Source organism: Glutamicibacter halophytocola, from assembly GCF_001302565.1.
Classification (GTDB): domain Bacteria; phylum Actinomycetota; class Actinomycetes; order Actinomycetales; family Micrococcaceae; genus Glutamicibacter; species Glutamicibacter halophytocola.
The window spans coordinates 1,969,254-1,995,936 of the sequence record NZ_CP012750.1; the positions used below are offsets into that span (position 1 = coordinate 1,969,254).

The following is a 26,683-nucleotide window of genomic DNA, read 5'->3' on the forward strand; positions in this document are numbered from 1 at the left end:
TGGTCAGTCCAATGTAATGTGCCTGATCAACATCGCTGAGATTGAAGTTGAGCAGACACTTGTCGCAGCAGTGGAACTGCCAAAAGGGCAATTTACATCAACGTGGCGCGGAAGGCTGTGGTTTGCCTTCGCCTGCAAGCCGCGCTTGAGTACCACCCGCCCGACCATATATTCCATCGCCAACGTGATAGCAAAACCACATCACCTACGGATACCCATCTTGGACCACGGCGTCAGACTTGAATCGGCGACTAAGACAGAAGCCCACGCCACCGAAATGTCAGTGGCGTGGGCCCGAATTGCTTGGTATTTCAGTGTTTACCAGCCGCGCTCGGCCAGACGGTGAGGGACAGGCACGTCGGCGACGTTGATGCCGACCATGGCTTCGCCCAGGCCGCGGGAGATCTTGGCCAGTTCGTCCGGGTTGTCGAAGAAGGTGGTGGCCTTCACGATGGCTTCGGCGCGCTGCACCGGGTTGCCGGACTTGAAGATGCCCGAGCCGACGAACACGCCGTCTGCTCCCAGCTGCATCATCATCGCAGCGTCGGCCGGGGTGGCAATGCCGCCCGCGGTGAACAGCACTACTGGCAGCTTGCCGGTGTGCGCGATTTCCTTGACCAGCTCGTATGGTGCCTGCAATTCCTTGGCGGCAACGTACAGCTCGTCTTCTGGAAGGGCAGCGAGCTTGGCGATCTCGGCGCGGATCTTGCGCATGTGCCCGGTGGCGTTCGAGACATCGCCGGTGCCTGCTTCGCCCTTGGAACGGATCATCGCAGCACCTTCATTGATGCGGCGCAGGGCTTCGCCCAGGTTGGTGGCACCGCAGACGAATGGCACGGTGAATGGCCACTTGTCGATGTGGTTCTCGTAGTCAGCTGGGGAGAGCACCTCGGACTCGTCGATGTAGTCCACACCCAGGGACTGCAGGATCTGCGCCTCGACGAAGTGGCCGATGCGGGCCTTGGCCATGACCGGGATGGAGACCTCGTTAATGATGCCATCGATCATGTCCGGGTCGCTCATGCGCGATACGCCGCCCTGGGCACGAATATCTGCAGGAACACGCTCCAGAGCCATGACTGCAACGGCACCGGCATCTTCAGCGATGCGGGCCTGCTCGGGAGTGACCACATCCATGATGACGCCGCCCTTGAGCATTTCGGCCATTCCGCGCTTGACGCGATCCGAACCGACGACGGAGTTCTGAGTGTTAGACATGGGAGAGCTGATTCCTTTCGGCAAAGCAAAACTGCCACCAGAATTCCCGGCCTGTGTTGCTACAGAGCCGATCGGCGGCGGAAAGTACTCAATAATCGTAGGATCTGCCCACTTTATTACCGCGGGTGTGTCGTAACATTGTTACGATAGTAGACTTCTCCACCTGTTACCGATCGCGGCGTAACATTCGGAGCGTTGCATTTCCCCTTATCAGCTGGCATTTTGGCGAAACACGGGTGCGCCGGCTCAATCCCCCGCCAAGGGACACAAAGCCGGTTCATGGAGCCCGATGCGCGCGCGAAGCACAGCACTGTTGCGGCTTCAGTGCGATGCCCGTCCTCAGTACCTAGGCGCCCAGGATATCCCGGCGGTTGAACCGGGCCATGCCGGCCGCCGCGAGCACCAGCGATATCAGCACGAGCACCACCAGCGGGGTCCAGCTCAATTCCTCGGCCGGGACGCGCGCGATGGCGCCGAAGGGGGTCAAGCGAATGGCATCTTGCGACAGCGAGAACAGCCCGCCGAACATGGCCGCCATCGCCGACAGCCCGTAGACGGACCAGGTGATCGCTGTGGTGAGGCGCGGAAGGAAACCGAAGGCCAGCAGTTGCAGGCCCAGCATCGACAGCACTGCCGGCCAGAATGCGAGGCAGGCACCGGCCAGCTGCCCCGGATCCCCTGCTCCTTGGGAGGATGCCCCGGTCAGGGCCCCGGCAAGCAGCAGCATCAGCCCCGAGCCAAGCACCGCTATCAGCAGGTGGGCGCCGACCCACCAGCCGCGGGACAAGGCCCCGGCAAGTTGCTGCTCGAGCCGGCCGCTCTCCTCCTCGCTGCGCGCTGCACCCAGGCACTGGATGGCAAAGGCTGCGGCCAGCAAAGCATTGAACGCCACGAAGATGCCAAGCACCCCGTCGAGCATGCTGTGCCCGGTGCCGACAAAATTGCGGGCGAAGGGGTTCTCGGGATCCAGCAGCGTGCCCATGGAGCGTGCGACAGAGCCGAAGAACAGTCCGGACACCGCGGCGCCGATGAACCAGCCGATCAGCGAAGATCGCTGCAGGCGCAGCGCCAGTCCCAGCGCCGTCGTGGTGAAGGGGCCGGCAGAGGCTGCTGACCGGCGTTCGGGCAAAATGCCCGAGCCCAAATCCCGCGAGCTGTCGATGCGCAGCGCCACGAGGCAACCGGCAGCGCCCAGGAAGGCCAAGGCCATCAGCGGCCACCAGTTGTCCTCGCCGTAGGCGCGCATGTTCTGCGCCCAGCCAATGGGCGAGAACCAGCTCAGCGCGCTGGGGGCCATGCCCTCGGCCTGCAGATCGGCTCCCGCGCGGATGAAGTAGAACAGGCCGATCAGTGCCACTGCCAGCGAGTTCGCTCCGCGGCTGGTCGAGGCGAGCTGGCCGCAGATGGCCGCCAATCCGATGAAGGCCAGGCCGGTGCCGGCGATCGAGGCACCCATGATCCAGCTGCCGGCCGCCGGCAGCGCAACCGACAGGCACAGCAGGCTGATGAGCAACCCGGTCAGCAGGCACAGGCCTGCGGAGACCAGATAGTTCGCTGTCGGGTAGGCGTGGCGTCCCAGTGCCGTGGCGCGCAGCAATTCGGTGCGCCCTGCCTCCTCATCGGCGCGGCCATTGCGGGTGACCAGGAAGACCACGGCGAAGGCCAAAGCCACAGCAAGCGTCATCCAGATCTTGATGACCAGGATGCCTCCCAGTGATCCTGCCGCATAGGGCAAGCCGGTCATGGCAGCCACGGCCGGGGTGTTGGCCACCTGGGCATAGGCATCGCGCGCTTGCTGCGTAGGGAAAGCCTGCTGCTGGGAGTCGTAGACAATCGGAATCATCGATGCCAGCACCAGCGCCCAGAGGCCCAGGCGCAGCCAATTGCGGCGAAGGATGAACCACGCGGCTATCCCGACGCCGGCCAGCGTGCTGGTGCCGCGGGCCGAGCTGGCCGGTTGCCCCAGGTCTTCTGCCGCTGCATGGCGCCCATGGGCGGTGCCCGTAGTCATCGCAGCCCACCGCCCCGGGCAGCCACCGGTGTTGGCGCCTGGTCCGAGTAGTGGCGCAGGAACAGGTCTTCCAGAGATGGCGGGGTGCTGACCAGGTTGCGCGGCGAATACTGCGCCAAGGCCGCAAGAACACCGGGCAGCTGCTCCGGGTCGACGCTGAAGCTCGCGGTGGTGCCCGAGAGCTTGAAATCCTCGATGCCCTCGACCGCCGCAAGGCTGGCCGCGGCGCCGGAGACCTCAACGGCGACTTCGGTGCGCTGCAGGTGGCGCAGGTCCGAGAGGCGGCCGGCCTCAACGGTCTGCCCGTCGCGGATGATGGTCACGGTATCGCAGAGCTTTTCCACTTCGGCGAAGATATGGCTGGAGAGCAGCACGCTGCGCCCCTCTGCGGCGGCTTCGCGGATGCAGGAGGTGAAGACCTGCTCCATCAGCGGGTCCAGGCCCGAAGTCGGCTCATCGAGCAGCAGCAGTTCTGCCCGCGAGGACAGCGCGGCGATCAGGGCGACCTTCTGGCGGTTGCCCATGGAATAGCTGCGGGCCTTCTTGGAGGGATCAAGGGCGAAGCGCTCAAGCAGCTGGCTGCGGCGTTGTTCATCGACCTGCCCGTGCAGCTTTGACAGGATGCTGATCGCCTGTCCCCCGGTGAGGTTGGGCCAGAGGTTCACCTCGCCCGGGACATAGGCCACGCGGCGGTGCAGGGCGACCGCATCGGCCCAGGGGTCGGCGCCGAGCATCCGGGCTGTTCCCCCGTCGGCCTTCAGCAATCCCAGCAGGATGCGGATGGTCGTGGATTTTCCCGCGCCGTTGGGCCCCAGGAACCCGGCAACCTGGCCGGTGTCCACTCGCAGGTCCAATCCTGACAGGGCGGCGGTGCGCCCGAAATTCTTGTGCAGTCCGCTCACTTCAATGGCCTGCTTGGTGGTGGCCATGGCGTGCTCCTTACCGGGGTTCGGCAGTTCCCGCGGATCCCGCGGGCGGGACGTCGGCTGCGCCGGAGGCCAGGTACTCGTTGAGGTAGGCCGGGTCGGTGAACAGCCCTTCGGAATAGAGTTCCAGTGTTGGCAGGGCAACTTGCGCATAGTATTCCTGCATCACGGTGGCGAAGTCTTCTGGATCCCGCGGCGGGTTCAGCGCGAAGTGCAATACCAGCGCACCCAGGGATTGCAGGACCAGAAAGCGTGCCCGCGCCGGCTCATTGCGGCTGGGGACGATCAGCCCGCGCGAAACGGCCCGATCCAATAAGACGAGCGCCTCTTCGACCAGCTGGCCGGTGAACTGCGTCCCCGCCTGCGCGCCCTCGCGCACCGAGCGCAGAATGTACAGAATCAGCACCCCGCCCTCTCTGGAGCTGGGCAGGTTGCTGAACACCTGCTGGGGACTGGCCGCCAGGGAATCCTCCTTCATGCGGCGGTAGCGCTCGAGCACCGTGGCGTCGCATTCTGCCCGCAGCGCCTGCTTGGACCCGAAGTGGTGTCGCACCAGTCCCGCGGTGACGTTGGCACGCGTGGCGATCGCCCGCAGGGATACATCAAATCCCTGCGCGGCGAAGGCCTCGATGGCCGCATCGCGCAACCTGGCGCGGCCTGTCAGATCCTGCTCAGCTGTACTCACGTATAGGAGGCTACGCCTGTGTATAGCGGTTGGCAATGGGTATTTTTGGGCCAGTTCCACCGTCCCGGTTCCGCGTTCGCCGACCCGTTCAGCTTCCCGCCCCAGCTGTCAGGATCGACAGCGACAATCCGGCGCTGAGCAGCTGTTCCTTGATATCTCCCTTCATCCTGAGCTCTGGAATCGCGCCGGCAAAGTGCCACCGGTGATGCTCTGCTTGCGCCCGGAGGTTCTGCAGATTCCTGCAATGCAGGGCCGTGGGATGATCGGGGAAGCTGCCCAGCAGCAGGGTTCCGCGGCTGAAGCCCCGATTAACCGCCGCTTCAAGGGTCAGGGCCGTATGGTTCAAGGTTCCCAAATCCGGGCGGGTGACCACCACGAGGCGGGCATCCACCGCACTGGCAAGATCCGCGATATTCGCGCCTTCCGGGCCCAGGGTGACCAGCAGTCCCCCGGCGCCCTCGACCAGGACCGTGTCATATTCTGCGGCGAGCCTGCGAATCCGTTCGCAATGCTCATCGAGCCCGGGGAGCGCCTGGACCGCGCCCTGGCCCCCGGCCACCAGCGCAGCATCCACCGGGGCCATGGGCTCGCGCAGCCGCACCCCTTCTGCTGTGCTCAACCGCCCTGGGTCATCCAGCCATGCTGCAATGTTCCGCACATCGCCGGGTTCGCTGCCCTCCACTCCGGTTTGCGTTGGCTTGTAGATGGCCACGGCGCGTCCTTGGGCCAGCTCCCGGGCTGCCAGGGCCGCCGTTGCGACGGTTTTTCCCACATCGGTGCCGGTCCCTGAAATGACATGGATCATGCGCTGGCGCTCCCGGTTTTCCTGCTCCGGGTAATGACCGCTTCCGGTGCCTGGAATGAAATGAGGTAGCGCCATCGGGGGCTCGGATCGCTGAGCTCGATGCCAGGCAGCGCCGCTGCGGCCTGGTGAACCACCACCCCGGTTTCCATCCGGGCAAGGCCCGCGCCGAGGCAGCGATGCAGCCCCTGCCCGAAGACCAGGGAATCGTCGCCCGAGGCGGCCGCGTCCCCGCCGGAGAGGCGAAGCAGCAGCTCGTCCCCGGCAGCGAAGCTGTGGCCGGAAAGGGAAATATCGCGCAGCGCGATCCGGCGCCAGGTGGGCACGGAGGATGCCCGCAGCAGCACCTCGTGCACCACGCGTTCGCTGGCTGGAACTCCGCCGTCCGCCGCGGCGCAGCTGGACCAATGCCCGTCGCGCAAGGCGGTGAACAGGGCGCTTTGGATGAGCATGGCGGTGGTCTCCTGGCCGGCGATCCCCAGGAAATAGGCCAGCGAGACGATGCGGGCGCGATCCACCCCGGCGTGGTGCAGGGCGGAATAGAGGTTGCCGTCGTCGCGGGCTGTGGCCTCATCGACGGAACTGCGAAGCCACGCATGGTACGCAACCGCGCTGTGCGCCAGCTCCTGCTGCCGCTGGGCTCCGGGCCAGCCCCAGAACAATTCCAGCGAATCCTTGCTCCAGGCCTTGAGCTGGTCGAGGGGCGGCAGCGGTGTTCCGGTCATCCGCGCCATCACTTCTGGCGGGATGACGGCGGCGAGTTCGCTGGCGAGGTCCAGTTCCTCACCCAGCTGATAGCGGCCGCGCAGGTTCAGGCACAGTTCGCGGGTGCGCTGGGCGATGAACTCGCGCTGCGCAGCAACCTTTGCGGGGCTGAAGAACCCGGCAACCACCTTCCTGACGGCACGGTGCCCGGCCCCGGAGGCGCTGGCCAGCACCGGCGGCAGGGCAAAGCGCCCGCGGGCAAGGATGCGCAGCGTGGCAGGTTCCAGGTCCACCGCCGCCTGCAGGGCGTTGGCAGGAGTGAATTCCTCGGCATGGCGCAGGATCCCGCGCACCAGTTGGGGATCTTCGATGCTGCGATAGCGTTCGCTGATCCGCGCCGGGAGCACCTTCTCCAGCGGCTGGGCCAGCGGGGCCGTACTGGTGGCCGAAGGCTCGGGAGCCAGAGGCGTTCGGGCGAAAGGGCAGTTCATGATTCCACGTCGCTAATGGTTCGGGCCACAACCTTCAGGGCTGCGGCAAGCTCGGCAGGGTCTTGCTGTGCATGGGCGGCCAGGCGCAGGCGCGAGATTCCATCGGGAACGCTCGGCGGCCTGAAACAGGAAACTGCGATGCCGTGTTCGCGCAGCAGCGCTGCGGCCAAGAGGGCCTGCTGCGGGGATTTCATGCGCACCGATTGCACCGCGCCGGGGGCCTGCTCAACCCGGCCAGCCAGGTTCTCTTCGGCGTTCAGCACGCGCCGGATCATCAGGGCGTTGGCTGCGAGGCCTGCGATTCTTTCCCCGGTGGCCAGCTCCAGCGCCGCATGGGCGGCCGCCGCGGCGGCCGGGGCCAGGGCCGTGTCGAAGATGAAGGTGCGGGCGGTATTGAGCAGGTGCTCGCGCCACAATTCGGCCCGGCTGCCGCCGAAGAGCACCGCTCCGCCCTGGGCCCCGAGCGCCTTGGACAGGGTAGCGGTGACCAGGACGTTCTCCGCCTGGGCCAGCCCGGCAGCGTTCACGGCCGAACCGGCCGGCACGGTGGCCAGCGAGTGCGCCTCGTCAATGAGCAGCAGGGCGTTGTACTGCGCGCACAATTCGGCCAGCTGTTGCAGCGGGGCGGCATCGCCGAGCACCGAGTACACCGACTCCACCACCACAACCACCCGCGGCTTCGGGGCGGGCGATTGGGCATTGGCGTGCAATTTGGCGCGCGCGTCATCGAGGTTGTTGTGTTCGAAGCGTGCCGTGCCCGCCCCGGAAAGCCTGGCCCCGTCGATCAGGCTCGCATGGGCGTGGGCATCGAGCAGCATCAGGCTGCCGGGGCCGCCCAAGGCGCCCAGCAGGCCCAGGTTCGCGCAGTATCCGCTGGAAAATACCAGTGCCTGGCTCCGGCCGGTGTACCGGCTGAGCTCCGCCTCCAGCTCCCGGTGGATCTGCCAGGTTCCGCTGGCAACGCGGCTGGCCGTGGCGCCGGTTCCGAGACAGTTGAGCGCGCTGATCGCCGCCTGGCGCACCCGCGGATGAGAACTGAGCCCCAGGTAGTCGTTGGATGCCAGGTCGAACAGTGCGTGGCGCGAGTTGTCGCTGCGCTGCATGTCCCTGGCGGTGCGCACTGCGGACCGGGTGCGCAGCCAGGCATCCCAGCTCGCGGTGGTGGCAAGGGTTGTCATCTCAGCCTCCGTGGACCTGTTCGATGGCTCCGCACAGCGCGTCGCCCAGTTGCTGCAGCTGGCCGTCGGTGCACATGTAGGGAGGCATGACGTACACCAGGTCCCTGAAGGGCCGGACCCAGGCGCCGCGGTCGACCGCGGCGGCAGTCAGCGCTGCGACCTGGACGGGCTGGTGCAGCTGGATCACCCCGACCCCGCCCAGCACGCGCACCGCTTTGACCGGCGGCAGGGTGCGTGCCGGCGCCAGCGAGCCGCGCAGCCCGCGTTCCAGCCGCGCCACCTGCGATTGCCAGGGTGCTGGCCGCGCCGGCGCGCCGGAGCCGAAATCCGCGGCCGGGCCGGCTCCGGTGAGCAGGTCCAGCGAGGCGATGGCGATCGCGCAGGCCAGCGGATTGCCCATGAACGTCGGGCCGTGCAGCAACGCCGACGCATCGCGCGCGGCGGCCAGCGCCTGGGCCACGCGCGCCGAGCAAAGCATGGCGGCCAGCGACAGGTAGCCGCCGGTCAGCGCCTTGCCCACGCACATGATGTCCGGCTCCACCTGGGCATGCTGCACCGCAAACAGCCTTCCGGTGCGCCCGAACCCCGTGGCGATCTCGTCGGCGATCAGCAACAGGCCGTGTTCATCGGCAATCTCGCGCAACACCGCAATGGCCTGCGGCGGGTAGATGAACATGCCGCCGGCGCCCTGCAGGACCGGTTCGACAATGATGCCCGCCAGTTCATGCGCATGGGCCGCCGCGATGCCCCGTGCCCCGCAGGCCCACGCGTCGAATTCCCCTTGGTCATAGATCCAGTTGCCGTCCGCCGCGTGCTCTGCGGCAGGCGGGCGCGGCAGGAATAGCTGCTCGCTGCACAGCGGCGCGAAGGCCGAGTGCATGCCGTCGACCGGGTCGCAGACGCTCATCGCGGCAAAGGTGTCCCCGTGGTAGCCTCCGCGCAGCGCCAGGAAGCGCTGGCGTCCAGGGGCTCCGCAGGCCTCCTGGTACTGCAAAGCGAGCTTCAATGCCACCTCGACGCTGATGGATCCGGAGTCGGCCAGGAACACATGGCGCAAATTCTGCGGGGCAATGGCCACGAGCCGTTCGGCCAGCTCGATCGCCGGTTCATGGGTCAGGCCCCCGAACATGACGTGGCTGAATTTCTCGATCTGCGCGTGCGCCGCGGCGTCCAGGGCCGGATTGCGGTAGCCGTGCACCATCGACCACCAGGAAGCCATGCCGTCCACAACCCGGTGCTCGGTGCCGGAGCGATCGTGCAGCAGGAGTTCTGCACCCTGCGCGCCCTTTACCGCGTAGAGCGCCCCCGCGTCCACGGGCGCATAGGGATGCCAGAGCAGCCCCGCATCCCTGTCCAGCAGATTTTCGGCCAAGATTTTCACGCGTTGGGCCCTTCCATGGTGCCAGCTCCGCGGCGGCGCAGCACTGGTTCGCGCCCGGCGGCGGCCCCGCAGCCTGCCGCCCCTGATTGAGCCGGTGCGCATCCGGTTCCGCAGCCGGAGCCGCAGCCGCCGGCGCGTTCTTCTTCGGCGGGGGCCGGAGGCGCAGCGTGAGCGGCGTCCTGCAAGCGGCGGGCCACCTCGGATGGGCTGGAGGACTCTTGCCCCAGGACGACAAAGCCCGCGTCGGCAATCATCTGCAGGTCCTTGGCCGCGCCCTGGCCTTCGCTGGTGAGATAGTCGCCTAGGAAAATCGAGTTGGCGGCTTCCAGTGCGGTGGACTGCAATGAGCGCAGGTGCATCTCGCGGCCGCCGGCAATGCGCAGCTCCTTGTCCGGGCAGGCCATGCGCACCAGTGCGAGGATGCGCAGGCAGGCCATTGGGGTCAGCAGCCAGGTGCCCTGCATCGGGGTGCCGTCGAAGGGCATGAGGAAGTTGACCGGGATGGATTCGGAGCCCAGATCGCGCAGCGCGAAGATCGCTTCTACCAGCTGCTCGGGTGTTTCCCCCAGGCCCACGATGAGCCCGGAACAGGAGGAGAGTCCCGCGGACTGGGCCTGTTCCACCGTCTTGACCCGATCCTGGTAGCTGTGCGAGGTGCAGATCTCGGGGTAGAGGGATTCTGAGGTGTTCAGGTTGTGGTTGTAGGCGTCGGCCCCGGCGTCCTTGAGCCTGGCGGCCTGGCCGTCCTTGAGGATGCCCAGGCAGGCGCAGACCTCGACCTGCGGGTGTTCGTCCTTGAGCTGTTCGACCATCGTGGCCACCCGGTCCACATCGCGGTCGGTCGGCCCCTTGCCGGAAGCGACCATGCAGACCCGCGAGGCGCCGCCGGCAATGCCGAAGCCGGCTTGGGCCACCGCTTCATCGGGTTTGAGCCAGGTGTATTTGAGGATCTCGGCGGTGGATCCAAGGCGCTGCGAGCAGTAGGTGCAGTCTTCGGGGCAGAGGCCGGACTTGAGGTTGACCAGGTAGTTGACCTTGACGGTGTTCCCGAAGTGCTGGCGGCGCAGGATTCCGGCAGCGCAGATCAATGGCATCGTGGCGGAATCCGGTGTTGCGAGAATGCCCAGGGCCTCGGATTCGGTGATGCGGTGTCCGGCGAGGATCTTTTCTGCGAGCTGTCCGGGGTCCAGTCGGCTCTCCCCCGGCGCTGGGGCAGTATTTGCGATGTTCAAGTTCATGGGGTGCCTTTCTAGCCGGTACACCGTGAGCCAGTCCGGGCTTGCGGATTTTCCCCGGACCCGAACGACTCTTGAACGGTGTTCAAGTTCTATTGAATACACACCTTACACCCTGATCAGCATGTTCTTGAACACTGTTCAGCGATGTGTCATGGAGCTCGTGCATCAACCGGCGTTCCCAGCGCCACGGCACCACTTGCCTTCCTCCTGGTTCCGGGCAGCAAAAAGCGCGTTGCCGGCCAGAATGATTCTGGCCAGCAACGCGCTCATTGATCTTTGGGTCCGCCAGATCAGGCGGTGCGATTAAGGCAGGTTCGCCTCACTGGTTCCAGGCTGCGGCAATTGCGTCGCGCACCTCGGACAGCGTCTGGGGAATAGCCTTGGTTTGCGCGATGATCGGGAAGAAATTCCCGTCCCCGCTCCAGCGTGGCACCACATGCTGATGCAGGTGGGCAGCGATGCCAGCTCCCCCGGCTTCGCCCTGGTTCATGCCCAGATTGAAGCCCGAGGGATTGGACACCTTGCGCAGCACCCGCATGGAATGCTGGGCCAGGGCCGCCATTTCCGCCGTTTCCTCCACCGTGATGTCGGTGTAGTTCGGCACATGGCGGTACGGGCAGATCAGCAGGTGGCCCGGGTTGTACGGGAAGAGGTTCAGGATCACGAAGCAGGTTTCCCCGCGATGCACGATCAGCGCCTCTTCATCCGTGCGCTGCGGACCGGCGCAGAACGGGCAGCTGGCCTCGTCCTTGACCTGGTCCTGCCCGCCCTTGATGTAGGCCATGCGATAGGGAGTCCACAGCCGCTGGAACGAATCCGGCACTCCGGCGAGTTCAAAGTCGTCGGTGACGGACTGGTCTGCTTGCTCCTGCATGCTCAATGGACTCCCTATCCCCTGCTAGTTGCTGTTATCGCGGCTCTTGATGGCTTCAACGATGCGGGCTACCGCCTCGTCGACAGGAACCTGGTTTTCCTGGCTGCCATCGCGGAAGCGGAAGGACACGGCATTCGCATCGGCATCCTCGCCACCGGCGATGAGCACAAACGGAATCTTGTCCTTGGACGCGTTGCGGATCTTCTTCGGGAAGCGATCCGAGGAGTCATCCAGTTCCACACGGACACCCTGCGCCTTGAGCGTCGCGACAACCTCGGAGAGGTAGTCGTTGAAGGCCTCAGCCACCGGAATGGCGCGAACCTGCACCGGCGAGAGCCACGCCGGGAAAGCGCCTGCGTAGTGCTCGGTGAGCACGCCCAGGAAGCGTTCGATCGAGCCGAACTTGGCGGCGTGGATCATCACCGGTTCCTGACGGGAGCCGTCGGCTGCCTGGTACTCCAGACCGAAGCGAGCAGGCTGGTTGAAGTCATACTGCACGGTGCCCATCTGCCAGGTGCGGCCGATGGCATCCTTGGCCTGAACCGAGATCTTCGGACCGTAGAAGGCCGCGCCGCCCGGATCGGCCACCAGCTCGACGCCGGATTCGGTGGCAACGCGCTCGAGGACCTCGGTGGCTTCTTCCCACTGCTCGTCCGAGCCGATGAACTTATCCGACTCTGGATCGCGGGTGGACAGCTCCAGGTAGAAGTCGTCCATGCCGAAGTCCTTGAGCAGGGAGAGCATGAAGTTCAGCAGGTGCTCGACTTCGGCCGGTGCCTGCTCCTTGGTGACGTAGGAGTGCGAGTCGTCCTGGGCGAAACCGCGCACGCGGGTCAGGCCGTGGACCACGCCGGACTTCTCGTAGCGGTAGACGTGGCCGAACTCGAACAAGCGCAGCGGCAGTTCGCGGTAGCTGCGTCCGCGGCCGCGGAAGATCAGGTTGTGCATCGGGCAGTTCATGGCCTTCAGCCGGTATTCCTGGCCCTGCTTGGTGATGTTGCCATCTTCATCGCGCTCTTCATCGATGTGCAGCGCCGGGAACATGGTGTCCGCGTAGTACGGCAGGTGGCCCGAGGTGTGGAACAGCCCGTCCTTGGAGATGTGCGGGGTACCCACGTACTGGAAGCCTTCTTCCACGTGGCGGTCGCGCACGTAGTCTTCCATCTCGCGCTTGATGATGCCGCCCTTGGGGTGGAACACCGGCAGGCCCGAGCCCAGCTCATCCGGGAAGGAGAAGAGATCCAGCTCGGCGCCGAGCTTGCGGTGGTCGCGGCGCTCGGCCTCGGCCAGGCGCTCCTGGTAGGCCTTGAGGTCTTCCTTGGTCGGCCAGGCGGTGCCGTAGATGCGCTGCAGCTGCTTGTTCTTCTCGCTGCCCAGCCAGTAGGCGGCGGCTGAACGGGTCAGCGCGAACGCGTTCTTGATCAGCTTGGTGTTCGGCAGGTGCGGGCCGCGGCACAAATCCTTCCACACGATGTCCCCGGACTTGCGGTCGACATTGTCGTAGATGGTGGTTTCGCCGGCGGCCACCTCAACGGTGACGCCCTCGCCCGAGGTGTCCGCGGAGTCGGCCTTGGCCAGCAGCTCGCACTTGTAGGGCTCGTTGGCCATTTCGGCCTTGGCTTCTTCCGGCGATACCTCGCGGCGCGCAAAGAGCTGGTTCTGGTTGACGATCTTGAGCATCATCTTTTCCAGCTGCTTCAGATCTTCGGGGGTGAACGGCTCGGCGACGTCGAAGTCGAAGTAGAAACCGTCGGTGATGTACGGGCCAATGCCCAGCTTGGCATCGGGGCGCAGCTGCTGCACAGCTTGGGCCATCACGTGGGCAGTCGAGTGACGCAGCACCTCCAACCCTTCTGGGTCGGTGATGGTGACACGGGTGACGGTGCTACCGGCTTCCAGTTCGCGGGCCAGGTCGCGCAATACGCCGTCGACGTGCATAACAACCACGTCTTTCTGCTCGGCGTAGTGCTGCAGACCGGTTGTTCCCGCGTCCACCTGTACCTGCTCGCCATCGATGGTGAGAGTCAGCTGCTCGCTCATGAGATCGGGTTCTACCTTTCAATCTGGGATGGCTTCATAGCTTGTGGCATACCTTGGCCACAGCCAGCCAGAATCCAGTTTAGTTCAGCACCCCGCCCGAGCGCGCGTTCACTTCGGGTTTTGCGATGATTGCTGGCCCGCATGTGACTCGTTCAACAGCGATTCGGCATTGAGCAAGGTCATCACGTGCCAGATTTCGCGGTCCCCGGCCGGCTGGGAGCTGTGGACCTTGCCTTCCTCCAGGTCCTTCCGGAACGCCGGGATGACCTTTTCCAAGCGGCGGATCAGCTCGCGCATTTCATCCATGGTGAGCATCAGGTCGCTGGTCATCATACGTGCCTTGGCCTCGCCGGCCTCTTCGCCGGAGTAGTGGCGTCCACCGTGGACCATGGCGGCATGCAGGCGCCGCTGCTCGTCATTGATGACCTGCCCGAGATAGGCGCCCATGGCCATGCCGGATGGATCGTCTTCCCGCTCCCCCACCTCGCCGGTGGTGTACGCAACGGCAGCCGACTTCCAAACCCGGTCGCGCTTGTCCCGTGCGAGCTCCGGGACCTCGACGATCATCTCGGCCTTGGCTAATTCGCGCAGGTGGAAGCTGATCTTGTTCGCCGGCATGTCCAGCACCTGTGCCATGTCCGCCGCGCGGGCCGATCCCATGGCCGATAGCGTATTGAGAATCTGCCGGCGCAGCGGGTTGGCAATCGCCTTAAGCATCGGCGTAGTGAACGTGACTAGCGACTCGTTATTGCTCATGTGCACAGCTTAGCAATCCCCCAAATAAAGTTGCGCAAATTCTATTGCGCAACTTTATTTGCGGACTTACAGTGGATTCCATGACCACGACCCAGCCCAGCGGCCGCCCAGAGACCGCGGCGATTGACGCAAGCCCATTGCCCCCGTTGCGTGCGCAGAAAAATTACCGCAGGTGGTTGATGGCGGACTCCTCGGCGCTGCTTTCGGGCGGCATCTATGGGTTCATCTTCCCCTTGATGCTGCTGGCAGCCACCGGCTCGCCGGTGCTGGCCGGATCCTTGGCTGCGCTGGGGATGGCAGCCAGGGCCAGCGTCATATTGGCCGGCGGCGCCATGGCGGACCGCACCGACAAGGCCCGGATGATCGTGATCGGGAGCTTGTGCGGCGCAGCGGTGACCGCGGTCTTGGCCCTGGGCATCGGCTCTGGTTCGCTGCCGGTTCCCCTGTTATGCCTCGCCCATGTCCTGATGGAATTGCGCGGCGGATACTTTGGCTCAACAACCAATGCCGCCCTCAAGGATCTGGTGCACCCGAAACAGCTCGGCCGCGCGATGGCTGCCAACCAGGGCCGCGACTCCGTGCTGATGCTCGGCTCCGCTCCCCTTGGCGGTGTATTGCTCGGATTCGGCGGCGGCATTGCCCTGCTTGCCGTCGCTGTCCTGAAGCTGTTCGCTGCGGCCAGCGGGTTTGCCCTGCGCCGGCCTCTGCGGGCCGCACAGCAATCCTTCCGGGATCGAGGCGAGGCCGGCACTGGCGGCGAAGAGAAAGTTGCCCACGGAATTCTGGCCGGCATGCACTGGTGTTTTTCCCGCCCGCAACTACGAGCGCTGCTGATTTTGATTACGGTCGTCAACATCGGCGTCAACGGGCTGATGACCGCTCTGATCTATGGGCTGGAGCAGCGTTCGGAAGCTCCGTGGATCATTGGGCTGGCATCGACGTGCATGGGCGCTGGAATGCTGATCGGCTCGCTGGCGGCGACCTCGCTCATTGAAAAATTCCGCAGCGGGCTTCTGGCTTGCAATTGCCTCACTCTTCTTGGCGCCGCCATGCTCCTCATCGGGTTTAACACGAACCTGTTGTGGATGGGCTCCATGCTGTTGCTCAGTTTCCTGAGCGTCCCCGCGCTCAACGCCGCAGTCGGCGGATACTTCATGGCATGCGTCCCCCAGGACATGTCCGGGCGAGCGAATTCCTTGATTACCTTCATGGCCCTGGCCGCCTTGCCTTTGGCACCGCTGGCCACCGGGCTCGGCCTGGAGTGGGTTGGCATGGGCCCGACACTCATCTTTTTCGGAGCATTGGTTTCCTTGGCTGCCATCTTGGCCTGGCTTTCGCCACAGGTCCGAGGGATCCCTCGCCCCGGGCATTGGGTTGCTGCCGCATCTCCAGCACCGCTTGAACGCGCCAGTTCCGATGGCTCCCAGAAGTCCCCCGCCCCAACGTCACCCACCGAATAGGAGTACCCGAAGTGATTTCCGATCCCACTGCACCCGGTGAATCCCGGCTCAAGCGATCAGCCCTCAAACGCATGTTCAGCAGCGAAAAGCGGTACCGCCATGCTTCTGCGTTGGAGCGCCAGAACAACGATGAGGTTGCCCGAATGAGGCATCAAGTGCTGCGCAACGAGCAATGGATCTATTTATAGGGACGCAGGAAAAGTCTTGAAAGTTCCTCTAATCCATGGCTTTCATTTTCAACCGCTCCTACCCTAGGAATATGAACAAGCCGGCCCCACCCGTCATCAGCGCCATTACCCTCGGCGTGCGCGATGTCGGCGCTTCCACCAAGTTCTACACCGAGGGCCTGGGGTTTGAGCTGGTGCAGCCAGCCCACCCGGAAATCGCCTTTGTCCGCGCCGGATATGGCTTGATGCTCGCCCTCTGGGACGTGAAACAGATGCCCAGCGAGTACGGCGATGTCGGGCACGGCCCATTGGCTCCGCCGATCTCGCTTGGGCATAACGTGCACTCGGATGCGGAAGTGGATCACCACTACCGGCGAGCGCTTGATGCGGGAGCAACGTCGATCACCGAGCCCACCGTGCAGCCTTGGGGCGGCAAGAGTGCCTGCGTGGCCGATCCGGATGGCTTCCGCTGGGATTTTGTGCATAATCCGTCGTTTGTCATTGATGCCGACGGGCATGTTTCCTCGGTTTGAGAATTGTCAGTCTTCAGCGATGTCCGTTGATGGTTTTCGTTCAGGCCAAGGTTCAGCGGTAAGCGACGGCCACTGGGATAGCCACCGTTTGGTCTTGGCTTCATACACGTTCCGGGGCGCGAGCACTGGGTTCGGAATGATCCTCCGGGCGAATAGATCTGCAAATCCATACGGCGCATAGGTGCTGATCTGCCCATTCGCATCGCTAGTGACTGCGAAGCAGCAGGTTTTCGCTGCGAAATGATCGATAGCGTCCGTGACGCTGGCGAATGGAATAGCTGGAACCCCGAAGTGTTCTTCGTACCAAATGTGGACGCGTGCTTCATTGCGGACTTCGATTTCTGCGTCGATGTCTTTGAAGAGTTCTTTTGCACGGCGAATGACTGCATCTTCCGCCTCATAGGACGTATCTTCGTCGAAGTAGAAGAAGTCGTAGTCGCGAATCCCGTTTTGCGGGTCCTTGCCTTCCAGTACGTTCCATACCGTTTGGAATAGCGCACCTGCGGTCAGCCACCAGTCGGAAAGGCCGAGCTGCGGGGCGAGCTGGAGTATTTGCCGATTGATCGGGTTGGCTTGAACGCAGGTTAGGAAAAGTTTTTCATCGGATGTATCCACGGTCATGCCTTGCGTCGTTGGATTATGAATTTCGCTTTCCCGTCGAGGTAGCCGCGGCGATCTTGGAGCTGGCGAGCCGCTAGTCGCTCTTTGAGCTGTTGGTAGGCTGCCCTGTCTTCGGGGTTAGCTCGCAAGTGGTTTCTGAAGTTGAGGTAATAGGACCATTCGGTCTGCCCATAGGCGATGAGATGGACATTGATGAGCCTGATGTTTGTTTGGATCTCGAATCCGTACATCGTATCTGGGCGTAGGTTGCCCGCCTCTCCCCTGTAGATGAATCCGTGCTCAAGCAGCCAGCAATGCAGTTCTTCGCTATTTGCCTCGGGGACGGTTCCGATGATGATGTCCAAGATGGGTTTTGCCTTTAATCCTGGTACGGCGGTGGAACCGATGTGCTCGATTGCCTTGACACCTGCTGGCATGTCGCCGTGCAGTATCTGTTGCAGTTGCGTGAAGGCTTGTTCCCATTGGGGCGAATGGTTTGCTAGGCGTACTTCGCCCCTGTGCAGTCCGAGTTCTTTGCCGGTCAGCGCATCGACGAGCTTCGGGTTGAGTTGCAGAGGTTTGCCGGCGCGTATTCTGCTGGCTGTTTCTCTGCGCTCGGTATTCATGGCTTCATCCTACGTCAGGCTCCGCGCTGGTCCAGCCCTTCGGCTTCCATGCGCTTGGCGAGTTCTCCAAGGCTTTCGCTCTTGCGTGCCCCCTCGGCGAGTTTTGGCCGATAGCTGGGTTGCGGCCGGGTGAGCTCGTCGAGATATCCGGCCGCAGGCAGCGTTTCTGGCTGATGCAGGTCCCAGGCGTTGAGCGCTTGCAGGGAGATGCCGCGTGGCCCGGTGCGCCGGGTGACCCCGTGGATGAGCAGCATGCGGGTGGAGAAGAGCAGCGGCCCGGTGCGTTGCTGCGTGTCATCGAAGAAGGTGGCGTCGATGCAGCCGGTGCCGTCATCCACGGAAATGAAGACCACGCGCTTGCCTCCGCGCATGGGAGGGGTCTGTGTGGCCACGCGTACCCCGGCGACCAGCACTTCGGTTCCGTTGCGCAAATGCAGCAGCTCGGCGGCTTGTGTCACGGGCAAGTGCGCCAGGCGTTGCCGGTAGGAGGAGATCAGGTGCTCGCTGGCGTCCAAGTGCATCAGGTCCAGTTCGGTGCGCACTACTTCGGCTGGATCCAGCTGTACTCCGTTGGCTTTGATGTGTTCGATTTTCCCGAGGTCCAGTGCCAGCTGTCCGGGTCCCGGACGGTATTTGGCCGGAAGGGAGCTATGCGCCATGGATTGGGTATGGGCGATGGTGTCGGCACGGGAGGTTCCTGCAAGCAGGGAATCGAAGACTCCGAGGGCTGCAAGATTCTGGTAGGTGCGGCGCGAGAGTCCTGCGCGGGCTCGGACATCGGCCAGGTGCTCATAAGGTTGGCCGGCAACCAGGCGTTCGACTTCGCGTTCGCTCATCTGGTGGATATCGCGGAAGGCCAGGCGGATTCCATAGCGTCCTGGGCGCAGCGAGCTGGGTGCGCGGGGCACCACTGGGAGCTTCGAAGGAGCAGATTCGAAAACTCGTTCGACTCGATAGTGCCCCGTGGAGCGGTTGATATCCAGCGGGAGGATGGGAACGCCCATTCTGCGCGCCTCGGAGACCAGCAGCCGCTTGGGATACATGCCCGGGTCGTGTTCCCAGATCCCGGCGAGGAAGGCCTCGGGGTGATGGGCTTTGAGCCAGGCCGAGTGGTAGGTGGGTACGGCAAAGGCGGCCCCGTGGGCCTTGCAGAATCCGAAGGATCCAAAGCCGGATAATACTTCCCAGACATTATCGATCACTTCGGGGGTGAAGCCGTTCTTCACCGCCTCGGTGCGCACATAGCGTTCCACTGCTGGTTCCTTCTCCGGGTTGCCCAGCAGCCGACGGTAGACATCGGCCATCCCCAGCCCGCAACCGGTGAGCACATCGAGCATGCGCAGCACCTGTTCGTGGAAGACGGTGACCCCGTGGGTTTCGGCGAGCGCGGGAATCAGCTTCGGGTGCAGGTATTGGGCCGGGGCGAATCCGTGGCGGTGTTCCAGGTAGGGCTTGACCATATTCGATTGCATGGGACCCGGGCGGAACAGGGAGATGTCAATGATCAGGTCGTTGAATTCGCGGGGCGCGAGCTTGCCGACCAGTTCGCGCTGCCCCGGGGATTCGATCTGGAAGCAGCCCAGCGTATGGGTGGAGCGGATCAATTCGAAGGTGGGTTCGTCATCCAGCGGCACCCTGGCCAGGTCGATCACTCCGGTGGCGTCGATGTAGCTGTCGTCGGCATGCCCGCCGGCGCGAGCTGCCTGCTCTTTGCTCGGGTGCAGGCGGGCGATCTCCTCGAGCGTGTAGGCGATGGCTGATTGCATGCGCACCCCGAGCACGTCGAGCTTGATCAAGCCCATCAGGTCCATGTCGTGCTTGTCGAATTGGCTCATCTGCAGCCCGATGCCCGAGGGCTGGACCGGGGTGCGGTCCAGCAGGCTCGCGTCGGAGAGGATCACCCCGCAGGGATGCATGGAGATATGCCGGGGCAGCCGGTCCAGGCGCTCGGTGGCGTCGATGAGGATATCGAGCTGGGTGTCATCGGTGATGCGCTCGGCCAAGGCGGCCAGTTCGGGCTTCTCGGTGAGCGCTTCGCGGAAAGAGGATGCGGAGAAGCGCCAGAGCTGCTTGGCGATTTCGTCAATCTGCTCTTGTTCGATGCCCAGTGCGGATCCGGCATCGCGCACTGCGCCGCGAGCCCGGTAGGCGTTCTGCATGCTCATCAGGCTCACGCGCTCCTCTCCGTAGGTGGAGAAGATCTTGCGGTAGATCTCGTGGCGGCGCGCGGATTCCACGTCGATGTCGATATCGGGCAGGGTGGTTCGGGTATCCGAAAGGAAGCGCTCGAACACCAGGTCATGGGCTAGCGGGTTCACCTGGCTGATGCCCAGCAGGTAGTTCACCAGCGAGGAGGCGCCCGAACCGCGGGCCGCAACACGCACCCCCATGTCAGTGATCAACTTGACGGTTTCGGCAACGGTCAGGAAGTATCCGGCGAAGTCCAGCCGGTCGATCACCCCCAGCTCGAGGTCCAGCTGCTTCTCGATCAGGTTCCGGTCGGTGTCAGGCAGCAGGCGCGGGACCGCTGCGAAGACGCGTTCGGTTAGTTCCTGCTGGGCTGGGCGATAGAGTCCGATGATTTTTGCCTCGGGGATCACCGGCTTCTTCCACCCGAGGTCTGCGACGGGATCCAGTGCCGCCCACGCGGCAAGCTGTTCGGTATCGCGCAGCATCTGATGGGCCCAGATCCGCTCGGTGGCGTTGCCGATTTCGGTGGCAAGCTGCTGCATCTGCTGCGGGGTTTTCAGCCAGCCCTGCCCATTGGGCTGGCAGGAATCCAGGTTTTTCAAGCTGTGCAGGGTGCGTGCGGAGTCAATGATATCTGCGGTGACCGCCCCGTCGGGGTCCACATAGCGCACGGCATTGGTGAGCACGGACTTAATCCCCCGCTCTTGGGCGTAGCGCAGCAAGCGGGCGGCTTCGCCGAGGCTGTAGCGTGAACCATGCGCAGAGAGGTAGGTGGTGATTTCCACTCGCAGCATCTTCCCCACCCGCTTTTTCCAGTCGGCCATGAGGGTGCGCGCCTGGGCGTATTTTCCCTTGAGGATTGCCCTGGCTACATCGGACTCGCCACCGATCAGGATCATCAGGTTGCCTTCGCGGCCCAGTTCCCCAACCTGACTGGTGCTCAGTCCCGGAACGCCGTGCGCGGTGCTGTGCGCGAGGGTAATCGTTCGGCATAACGCTGCGTAGCCAGCTCCTGCGCAACCGCCGCGAGCTAGCACGGTGATTCTTGCGAGGGTTTCGCCGGCAGAGTCGAGCACCGCGAGGTTGGCACCGAGGATGGGCGCCAGACCTTCTGCTATGCAGGCGGCGACGTGCTTGACTGCTCCATATAGCCCGTCCCGGTCAGTGAGTGCCAGCATCTGCGCACCGTGGGCTTTGGCCGCTTGGGCCAAGGCGCGCGGGTGCGACACCCCGTAGTGGGCGCTATAGGAAGAACTGACGTTCAAATGGGTGAAGCTCATTGCGGTCCTTCGAATATATGTTCCCCTGGCTGCGGACTAGGCGCTGCGGGCCAGGGACTCATGCACACGCACCAGTCGCCAGCGTTCGGTTTGCGCGTCAAAACTGACGTCAACGCTGTGCACCTGCTGGGGTCCGCGCACCGCAACCAGTTGCAGTCGCCACATCTCATAGTCGGCGATTCCTGCGCCGATTCCGCGAGGAATCCGCAGGTTTTCGTCCCACCATTTGCGGCGCTCGAACCAGCGTTGAGGCTCGGCAGCCAGGCGGTAGTCCTGCCCCTGCCAGCTCACGCGCAACGGCATTCCATTCGCTGCGCGGGCAACCTCGATTGACTCGGTGAACATCCCCACGTGTGCACTCCTTACTTGGTAGAACCATCCTATTCGAACACGTGTTCGAATGACAGTTACACTAGTCAGGCGCACCGACAGTTTGGGTTAGCCGGGCACCGCTTCGCGAAAAGCTGTACTGAGCGCAAAGGGAGTTCCGTTGACCTCGAAGCTGGTCGCAATTCCCATCGCCAGGCCAATGGGCCTAAGGCACTGGCAACCATAAAAGACCACCATTGCCTCTAGTACCTTCCGGCCCTGGGACCGCCGCGAGGCATTCCGCATCAAGCAAAATAGCCAATCCAGTTCCTCGAATCACCAAATGGAAGTGGTTCTGGGAGCAAGCCGGAGCTAGCGAGGTGGCACTCGAACTCGCCTGGGTGATTGCAGGCAAGAATGCTTCAAAACCCGTCGGTTGCGAGCAGCCGAAAGAGACAAACCATGGAGAAAAGATACCTGCGGGCGGGAAAGCCAGATGAGTCCAATGGCTTAGGTGCTACCGGATCGAGCAAACGAAGGCCTGATACTCATCGCCGCGAGCTTGATAGTATGCGGTAAGCTAACCCAGCCGCAGAAGATCCAGCAACCATAAAACGGTTATTTTGTGTGTACCCATAAAAATGTTTACGTGTTGTCGTTAGGATTGAACTATGGAGACTTTCAAACGCCAAAATTATGTAGATTACTTGGTGAATGAATATGGTTACGAAGCTCGCATAACACCTTGGGGGATCTACATTGAATACCCAAATTTTGACGACAACGGGCTCGCGATCATCAAATGGAGGGTCACAGAAAAAGATCTTGCCAGCTTGAACGGGATTAAAATGCCGCGAGGTTTTACTGGTGGCGAGCAATACGCATTCTCACAATTGATAACAGCACTTCATACTTTCACTGGTTCACGAGGAACCATGTACGGAGCAAGCATGAGAATAGAGACAGAAGACTAAGAATGGCTATGGCGCAAATACGCCATAGCCATTCTTGTAGTCAGTGATCCATTGAAATCTTATTATTTACCGCAGGCTCGGCTCACGCTATCTGGATGAGATGTGATGATACGAGAATTTGTGGTCGAGACTGCCGTTGTGACACCGACTCTTTTGAAGATGCGGTCACGGGAATCTCGCAGTTCATAAACTCCACCGTAGCGGACGGTTTTATTGCTGCTCTGATATTTCTTCAGGCATGGCCAGTTTAATGCTTCATTGGTTGCCCAATCGGCAAATTCCCTCCAGTTTACCCCCAAATACACGGCCTGGTTGTTCCAATCATTCATGTGGCCAGCTTTAATATGCCGATAGCCCCAACCTACATTGTCGCCATTGATGACTTTGTTTGTACCGCAACGCAGATAGGCTGTACGCCCTGAGACTCCTTTGACCGCTTGCCGGTTGAAAGTCCTGACGAGTTTTTCGTTCTTATCGAAAACGCCACATGGTGACCAATACGCTGCGGGTTGCCCAACCCCTAGCTTTTGTGCAACGTTTTCAAAATAGAATCGTTCTCCACTTTTTCCTACTGCGTAGGCTGGAGTGGTCTGTGTTTCTACAAAATTTTCTGTCTCCGTCTGCGCCGCATTAGCAGGCGCGCTCACCAGTGAGCTGCCTAGTAGTAATACACCGAGAATAAGCGAAGTAGACTTTTTCAAAGAATTCCTCAATCTGTCTACTGATCGTCTTGATGAGTAGTATCTCTAAATATATCTTGAGTGAAAATAATTGAACTACCTGTGTCGGGATGTTAAATACATTTTTTAAACCCTTGGATTGGTGGAGTTGTTGATCGCACGAGTGTGTTGTGCGATCAACTGTAGAAGATGAAAGTAATAGAAGACTTTCGAGAATGCCAGTGGGCTGCTAGAGAACTGAGATTCCTGGTTAGAGGCCTTTTCAATATCGGTCGTTTTCGGTTCTAGAATTCAGTTTCGTTTAGCCATTGCACGAACAGCATCATTCGTTCTGATTCTGGAGGCCTGGCAGTCGATGCAATTAGTACTCGCGCCAGGTCAGCAGAACAATCACAACATCAAAGACTGTGAGAGCCAGTAACACCCAGCTAAAGTTAACGATCAGTTCATAGGTCTGATAGAGGATGAACGCTATTAGGAAGCCGATAAGCCAGGGGTAGGCCCATAACCGGTTTTTGAGCACGGCCCACACAAGCACCACTTTTACCAGCCCATGAATCAGCAAATAAAAGGCGGCAAATAGTGTCGCTGAAACATCCAGTCGTTCAGACAAGTTGACCAATGATCGAGCGATGAAGTCCTGGGGATCTTCGCTGAGCTCGTGTTGGGTTAGGACGCTAATCCATGATGCAATCTTGGCGGGTCCAGTGAATAAAAGCGCCGTTCCGCTGATCAGCTCTGCCAAGCCATTGAGTCCTTTAAGGATTAGGCCCACATAAAAGGTGCGATCAAGCAAGCGTCGGTGACGAATCTGAACCGAACGCCCGGAAGTATCCATAGACCGTCGCCCACTTTCATTCTCATCCCTTGCGAGTTTCCTCCGCCGATGAGCTAACCCTACTTTCAAAGGAGAGAAGAAGCCGCTGTTGCGTCCTGATTTGAACGTACACTACGAAACTCTTCGGGGGCTCAGGTGGAGGAAGGCGGAAGGGCAAAATTCATGTAGCGCGTTCCGCTGCTCAACGCCCTGCCGAAGGTATACGGCACCTCTTCATGATCGGCCAATATCGATCGTTTTCGATACACATATAGGGGAATTTCACCTACGCATAGACAAAGTGGCCATGGCTTTATTGCCATGGCCACCTCTCGATTCGCCGGGTGTTCCATCTGTGCCGCAACCTGATCGCCCACAGAGCGAAACAGATGGTTTAACAAGCACGCGTTTAGCGACATGAGATCAAACTAGTAAAAATCGGCTCTACGCTTCACTATCATGACGCGTCAAAATTCGAGCGAAATCTCGTACGGTCGGTTTTCTCCTGGCTCTTCATTGCCTCCCCGTAAGCCTGCACTACTTTGGATTTACCCAGTTCCATCTCGGTTCCTGCCTCGATCTCAAGGGATGAATTCGGGCCAGATACCAGCAATGACCCATCTTCCTGCGCATACGCGAGGAACACGTAGGTCGAACCGACTTCGGGGAGAACATCGTCCTCGTAAAGAACCACGTACTTCTGTTCCTTATCGACACCACCGGACTTCTGGACGGGGATTGCTCTATCGGAAACAAGTTCGCCCTTGATATTGCGCAGCACTTTAATCTTGTAATCGGTATACGGATCTGCAATTTCTTTGGTGCCATTTTCAGTCTCAATGGCCACCGGGTCTTTGTACGTAGTACCAACCTTGGATTCAACCTTGCCGACAAAGACATAGTCCGCGTCGCCAACAGTTGCTGCCGGTTTTTCGACATCCACCGCAAAAGAGCCATGCTTCTCTGCAACAGGCAGCGATCCAGGATCTGCCGCAGTCACTCCGCCAGAGCTGCACGCTGCCACAGACGGCGCAGCAGCTAGAAAGAAGCACTCGACAGCCAGCCGATAATTGATTCGCTTCATTGCGCTCGCCAGCCTTTCTATACTCGAGATCCTAGTAGCAAGGTCGTAGGAAGCTTTGTCATTGCTACTCAAGCTCTACTTCGTCGCCACGTACCTGCACATGACAACGTAGGACTGGTTGTGGTTTAGGTGCCGGGCATATAGTCATCACCCAGTGTATAGTCATTACATGCTGACCATTCCAAATCGCGTGGACGTGATGAACCGCCTAGGGCGGGCACTGGCTGATTCCACGCGTTCCCGCATCCTCCTGTCCTTACTGGAGAAACCGGGCTATCCTGCCCAGCTAGCCCGCGATCTTGGACTGACACGCACGAATGTTTCGAATCATCTGGCGTGCCTACGCGGGTGCGGAATTGTCGCCTCTGAAGTCGAGGGACGGCAAACACGTTATGAAATTGCTGATCCTCATTTGGCTGCCGCGTTGGTTGCCTTGGTTGACGTGACGCTCGCGGTTGACAACAGCGTGCCGTGCATTGATGTTTCTTGCACTGTTCCAGGTTGCTGCACCCCAAAGGAAAATCCATGAACCTGGCACTTCTAACTCCAGCGCGCCGAAATGTTCTGCAACGGCGCATTCGCGTGATCGTTGCAATCACTATCACCTGGAACGTTATCGAAGCGGTGATTGCCCTCATCGCTGGCGGCGTGGCATCATCAGCCGCGCTAGTCGGCTTTGGACTTGACTCGATTGTTGAAGTGCTCTCAGCTGCCGCCATCGCTTGGCAGTTCGCCGCACCCGATCCCGAGAGGCGAGAAAAAACAGCCCTGCGAGTTATCGCTATCTCGTTCTTCGCATTAGCTGCCTATGTTTCTGTTGACGCGGCGCTTTCCCTGACTGGCATCAGGGAACCAGAGCACTCCATTGCGGGGATCATCCTGGCCGCAGTGAGTTTAGCGGTCATGCCTTTTCTGAGCTTGCTTGAACGTCGAACAGGCCGTGAGCTGGGGTCGGCCTCGGCAATCGCCGATTCGAAACAAACTCTCATTTGCTCTTACCTGTCGGCGGCTCTGCTGGCCGGTTTGCTGCTCAACAGCCTGTTGGGTTGGGCGTGGGCCGATTCGGTGGCCGCGCTAGCAATTGCATTTGTAGCAGTGCGCGAAGGCATCCAAGCTTGGCGCGGGGATACGTGCTGCACTACCCCCGTCGCGGTATTGACGGGGGAAACTAGCCCTGACAGTTGCAAGGATCCATGTTGCGATTCCAAATAAGGCAAGAGGGTTTGCGTTCATGAAGAAACTGCTGACCCTCGGTTAACCAGGCGTTGAATCGGCAATGCCGCCACGATCAAATGACCTGCTGCATTAAAACCCCATGCAAGTGCAGTCACTGCTCTTCTTGGCCCTCGCCGGCCAACGGCATCTTGCTGCATGGAGTACAGAAACCGAGGGCACGACTAGGCAGTTCCGTCATGTTGCGAGGGATGACAAGACTGCATGGGGGCAAGGCCCGCCTCGAAACATCCCTGCATTATTCGCCTCCCGGTCGCCTTGAGGCAGGACCTTTCCAGCTGCTGCTGCTTGGCAACTTGAAGGACTGCCAGCCAACTGGTTTATGGCGCCTTATGGGGCACGCTTGCTGTGCTCCTCACCCGCCTCCAGGAACGCGCCACCCCGACATAAGTTCTGGCGGATATCGCTTTCGCTCCCCTATGGCG

At 61.7% G+C, this 26,683-nt stretch carries 24 protein-coding genes; 5 read left to right on the forward strand and 19 right to left on the reverse strand.

Annotated features, from left to right (window positions below; translation table 11 throughout):
• Nucleotides 1–318 precede the first annotated feature (318 nt).
• From pdxS to AOZ07_RS09110, 12 genes are all read right to left on the reverse strand, one after another.
• A complete protein-coding gene (gene pdxS, locus AOZ07_RS09055; protein WP_060701703.1) occupies nt 319–1,218 on the reverse strand; it encodes a pyridoxal 5'-phosphate synthase lyase subunit PdxS in 900 nt (299 codons plus the stop codon).
• A gap of 346 nt (nt 1,219–1,564) precedes the next feature.
• Entirely contained in the window at nt 1,565–3,229 is a 1,665-nt protein-coding gene (locus tag AOZ07_RS09060) for an ABC transporter permease (protein ID WP_060701704.1), read from the reverse strand.
• Entirely contained in the window at nt 3,226–4,158 is a 933-nt protein-coding gene (locus AOZ07_RS09065; RefSeq protein ID WP_060701705.1) for an ABC transporter ATP-binding protein, read from the reverse strand. The genes AOZ07_RS09060 and AOZ07_RS09065 overlap by 4 nt, the downstream gene beginning before the upstream one ends.
• Nucleotides 4,159–4,168: 10 nt before the next feature.
• Nucleotides 4,169–4,840: a TetR/AcrR family transcriptional regulator gene (locus AOZ07_RS09070; RefSeq protein ID WP_075972461.1), complete on the reverse strand. Its 672-nt coding sequence runs from the start codon at nt 4,838–4,840 to the stop codon at nt 4,169–4,171.
• Nucleotides 4,841–4,928: 88 nt separating this feature from the next.
• On the reverse strand, nt 4,929–5,645 hold the full coding sequence (gene bioD, locus AOZ07_RS09075) for a dethiobiotin synthase (protein WP_060701707.1): 717 nt from the start codon (nt 5,643–5,645) through the stop codon (nt 4,929–4,931).
• On the reverse strand, nt 5,642–6,838 hold the full coding sequence (locus tag AOZ07_RS09080) for a cytochrome P450 family protein (RefSeq protein ID WP_060701708.1): 1,197 nt from the start codon (nt 6,836–6,838) through the stop codon (nt 5,642–5,644). Before AOZ07_RS09080 ends, bioD begins: the two co-directional genes overlap by 4 nt.
• On the reverse strand, nt 6,835–8,016 hold the full coding sequence (locus tag AOZ07_RS09085) for an aminotransferase class I/II-fold pyridoxal phosphate-dependent enzyme (protein WP_060701709.1): 1,182 nt from the start codon (nt 8,014–8,016) through the stop codon (nt 6,835–6,837). Before AOZ07_RS09085 ends, AOZ07_RS09080 begins: the two co-directional genes overlap by 4 nt.
• A 1-nt stretch (nt 8,017) precedes the next feature.
• Nucleotides 8,018–9,397: an adenosylmethionine--8-amino-7-oxononanoate transaminase gene (bioA, locus tag AOZ07_RS09090; RefSeq protein WP_060701710.1), complete on the reverse strand. Its 1,380-nt coding sequence runs from the start codon at nt 9,395–9,397 to the stop codon at nt 8,018–8,020.
• Nucleotides 9,394–10,635 carry a biotin synthase BioB gene (gene bioB, locus AOZ07_RS09095; protein ID WP_060701711.1) on the reverse strand — a complete coding sequence of 414 codons (1,242 nt, stop codon included), beginning with the start codon at nt 10,633–10,635 and terminating at the stop codon, nt 9,394–9,396. The genes bioA and bioB overlap by 4 nt, the downstream gene beginning before the upstream one ends.
• A 319-nt stretch (nt 10,636–10,954) precedes the next feature.
• Complete coding sequence (locus tag AOZ07_RS09100) at nt 10,955–11,509, reverse strand: HIT family protein (RefSeq protein WP_060701712.1); 555 nt, start codon at nt 11,507–11,509, stop codon at nt 10,955–10,957.
• Nucleotides 11,510–11,533: 24 nt separating this feature from the next.
• Nucleotides 11,534–13,549, reverse strand: coding sequence for a threonine--tRNA ligase (thrS, locus tag AOZ07_RS09105; RefSeq protein ID WP_060701713.1), 2,016 nt, complete (start codon nt 13,547–13,549; stop codon nt 11,534–11,536).
• A 108-nt stretch (nt 13,550–13,657) separates the two neighbouring features.
• Entirely contained in the window at nt 13,658–14,305 is a 648-nt protein-coding gene (locus AOZ07_RS09110) for a helix-turn-helix domain-containing protein (RefSeq protein ID WP_084793197.1), read from the reverse strand.
• Nucleotides 14,306–14,385: 80 nt separating this feature from the next.
• Between AOZ07_RS09110 and AOZ07_RS09115 the strand changes: the two genes are divergently transcribed.
• Entirely contained in the window at nt 14,386–15,765 is a 1,380-nt protein-coding gene (locus tag AOZ07_RS09115; protein WP_060701715.1) for an MFS transporter, read from the forward strand.
• A gap of 259 nt (nt 15,766–16,024) precedes the next feature.
• On the forward strand, nt 16,025–16,465 hold the full coding sequence (locus tag AOZ07_RS09120; protein WP_060703391.1) for a VOC family protein: 441 nt from the start codon (nt 16,025–16,027) through the stop codon (nt 16,463–16,465).
• Nucleotides 16,466–16,471: 6 nt separating this feature from the next.
• Here the strand turns inward: AOZ07_RS09120 and AOZ07_RS09125 are convergent, their stop codons facing one another.
• From AOZ07_RS09125 to AOZ07_RS09140, 4 genes are read right to left on the reverse strand one after another with little or no spacing between them, the layout of a single operon-like run.
• Nucleotides 16,472–17,080, reverse strand: coding sequence for a nucleotidyltransferase family protein (locus AOZ07_RS09125; protein WP_236995157.1), 609 nt, complete (start codon nt 17,078–17,080; stop codon nt 16,472–16,474).
• A gap of 2 nt (nt 17,081–17,082) precedes the next feature.
• Complete coding sequence (locus AOZ07_RS09130; RefSeq protein ID WP_060701717.1) at nt 17,083–17,691, reverse strand: GrpB family protein; 609 nt, start codon at nt 17,689–17,691, stop codon at nt 17,083–17,085.
• Nucleotides 17,692–17,705: 14 nt separating this feature from the next.
• Complete coding sequence (locus AOZ07_RS09135; protein WP_060701718.1) at nt 17,706–21,161, reverse strand: DNA polymerase III subunit alpha; 3,456 nt, start codon at nt 21,159–21,161, stop codon at nt 17,706–17,708.
• A 36-nt stretch (nt 21,162–21,197) separates the two neighbouring features.
• Complete coding sequence (locus AOZ07_RS09140) at nt 21,198–21,506, reverse strand: DUF6504 family protein (RefSeq protein WP_206693780.1); 309 nt, start codon at nt 21,504–21,506, stop codon at nt 21,198–21,200.
• A 635-nt stretch (nt 21,507–22,141) separates the two neighbouring features.
• On the opposite strand from AOZ07_RS09140, the gene AOZ07_RS09145 reads away from it, so the two are divergent.
• A complete protein-coding gene (locus AOZ07_RS09145) occupies nt 22,142–22,444 on the forward strand; it encodes a hypothetical protein (RefSeq protein ID WP_060701720.1) in 303 nt (100 codons plus the stop codon).
• A 62-nt stretch (nt 22,445–22,506) separates the two neighbouring features.
• Here AOZ07_RS09145 and AOZ07_RS18790 read toward each other — a convergent pair whose 3' ends face one another.
• The 3 genes from AOZ07_RS18790 to AOZ07_RS09155 all read right to left on the reverse strand — a co-directional run bounded on the left by AOZ07_RS18790 (nt 22,507) and on the right by AOZ07_RS09155 (nt 25,025).
• Nucleotides 22,507–23,145 carry a hypothetical protein gene (locus AOZ07_RS18790; protein ID WP_171919764.1) on the reverse strand — a complete coding sequence of 213 codons (639 nt, stop codon included), beginning with the start codon at nt 23,143–23,145 and terminating at the stop codon, nt 22,507–22,509.
• A 340-nt stretch (nt 23,146–23,485) separates the two neighbouring features.
• Nucleotides 23,486–23,962, reverse strand: coding sequence for a DUF2127 domain-containing protein (locus tag AOZ07_RS09150; RefSeq protein WP_075972462.1), 477 nt, complete (start codon nt 23,960–23,962; stop codon nt 23,486–23,488).
• Between the two features lie 436 nt (nt 23,963–24,398).
• Nucleotides 24,399–25,025: a hypothetical protein gene (locus AOZ07_RS09155; RefSeq protein WP_060701721.1), complete on the reverse strand. Its 627-nt coding sequence runs from the start codon at nt 25,023–25,025 to the stop codon at nt 24,399–24,401.
• Nucleotides 25,026–25,194: 169 nt separating this feature from the next.
• On the opposite strand from AOZ07_RS09155, the gene cmtR reads away from it, so the two are divergent.
• Both cmtR and AOZ07_RS09160 read left to right on the forward strand, forming a co-directional pair.
• Nucleotides 25,195–25,554, forward strand: coding sequence for a Cd(II)/Pb(II)-sensing metalloregulatory transcriptional regulator CmtR (gene cmtR, locus AOZ07_RS18185; RefSeq protein WP_075972463.1), 360 nt, complete (start codon nt 25,195–25,197; stop codon nt 25,552–25,554).
• Complete coding sequence (locus AOZ07_RS09160) at nt 25,551–26,237, forward strand: cation efflux transmembrane domain-containing protein (RefSeq protein WP_060701722.1); 687 nt, start codon at nt 25,551–25,553, stop codon at nt 26,235–26,237. The genes cmtR and AOZ07_RS09160 overlap by 4 nt, the downstream gene beginning before the upstream one ends.
• Nucleotides 26,238–26,683: the final 446 nt, after the last annotated feature.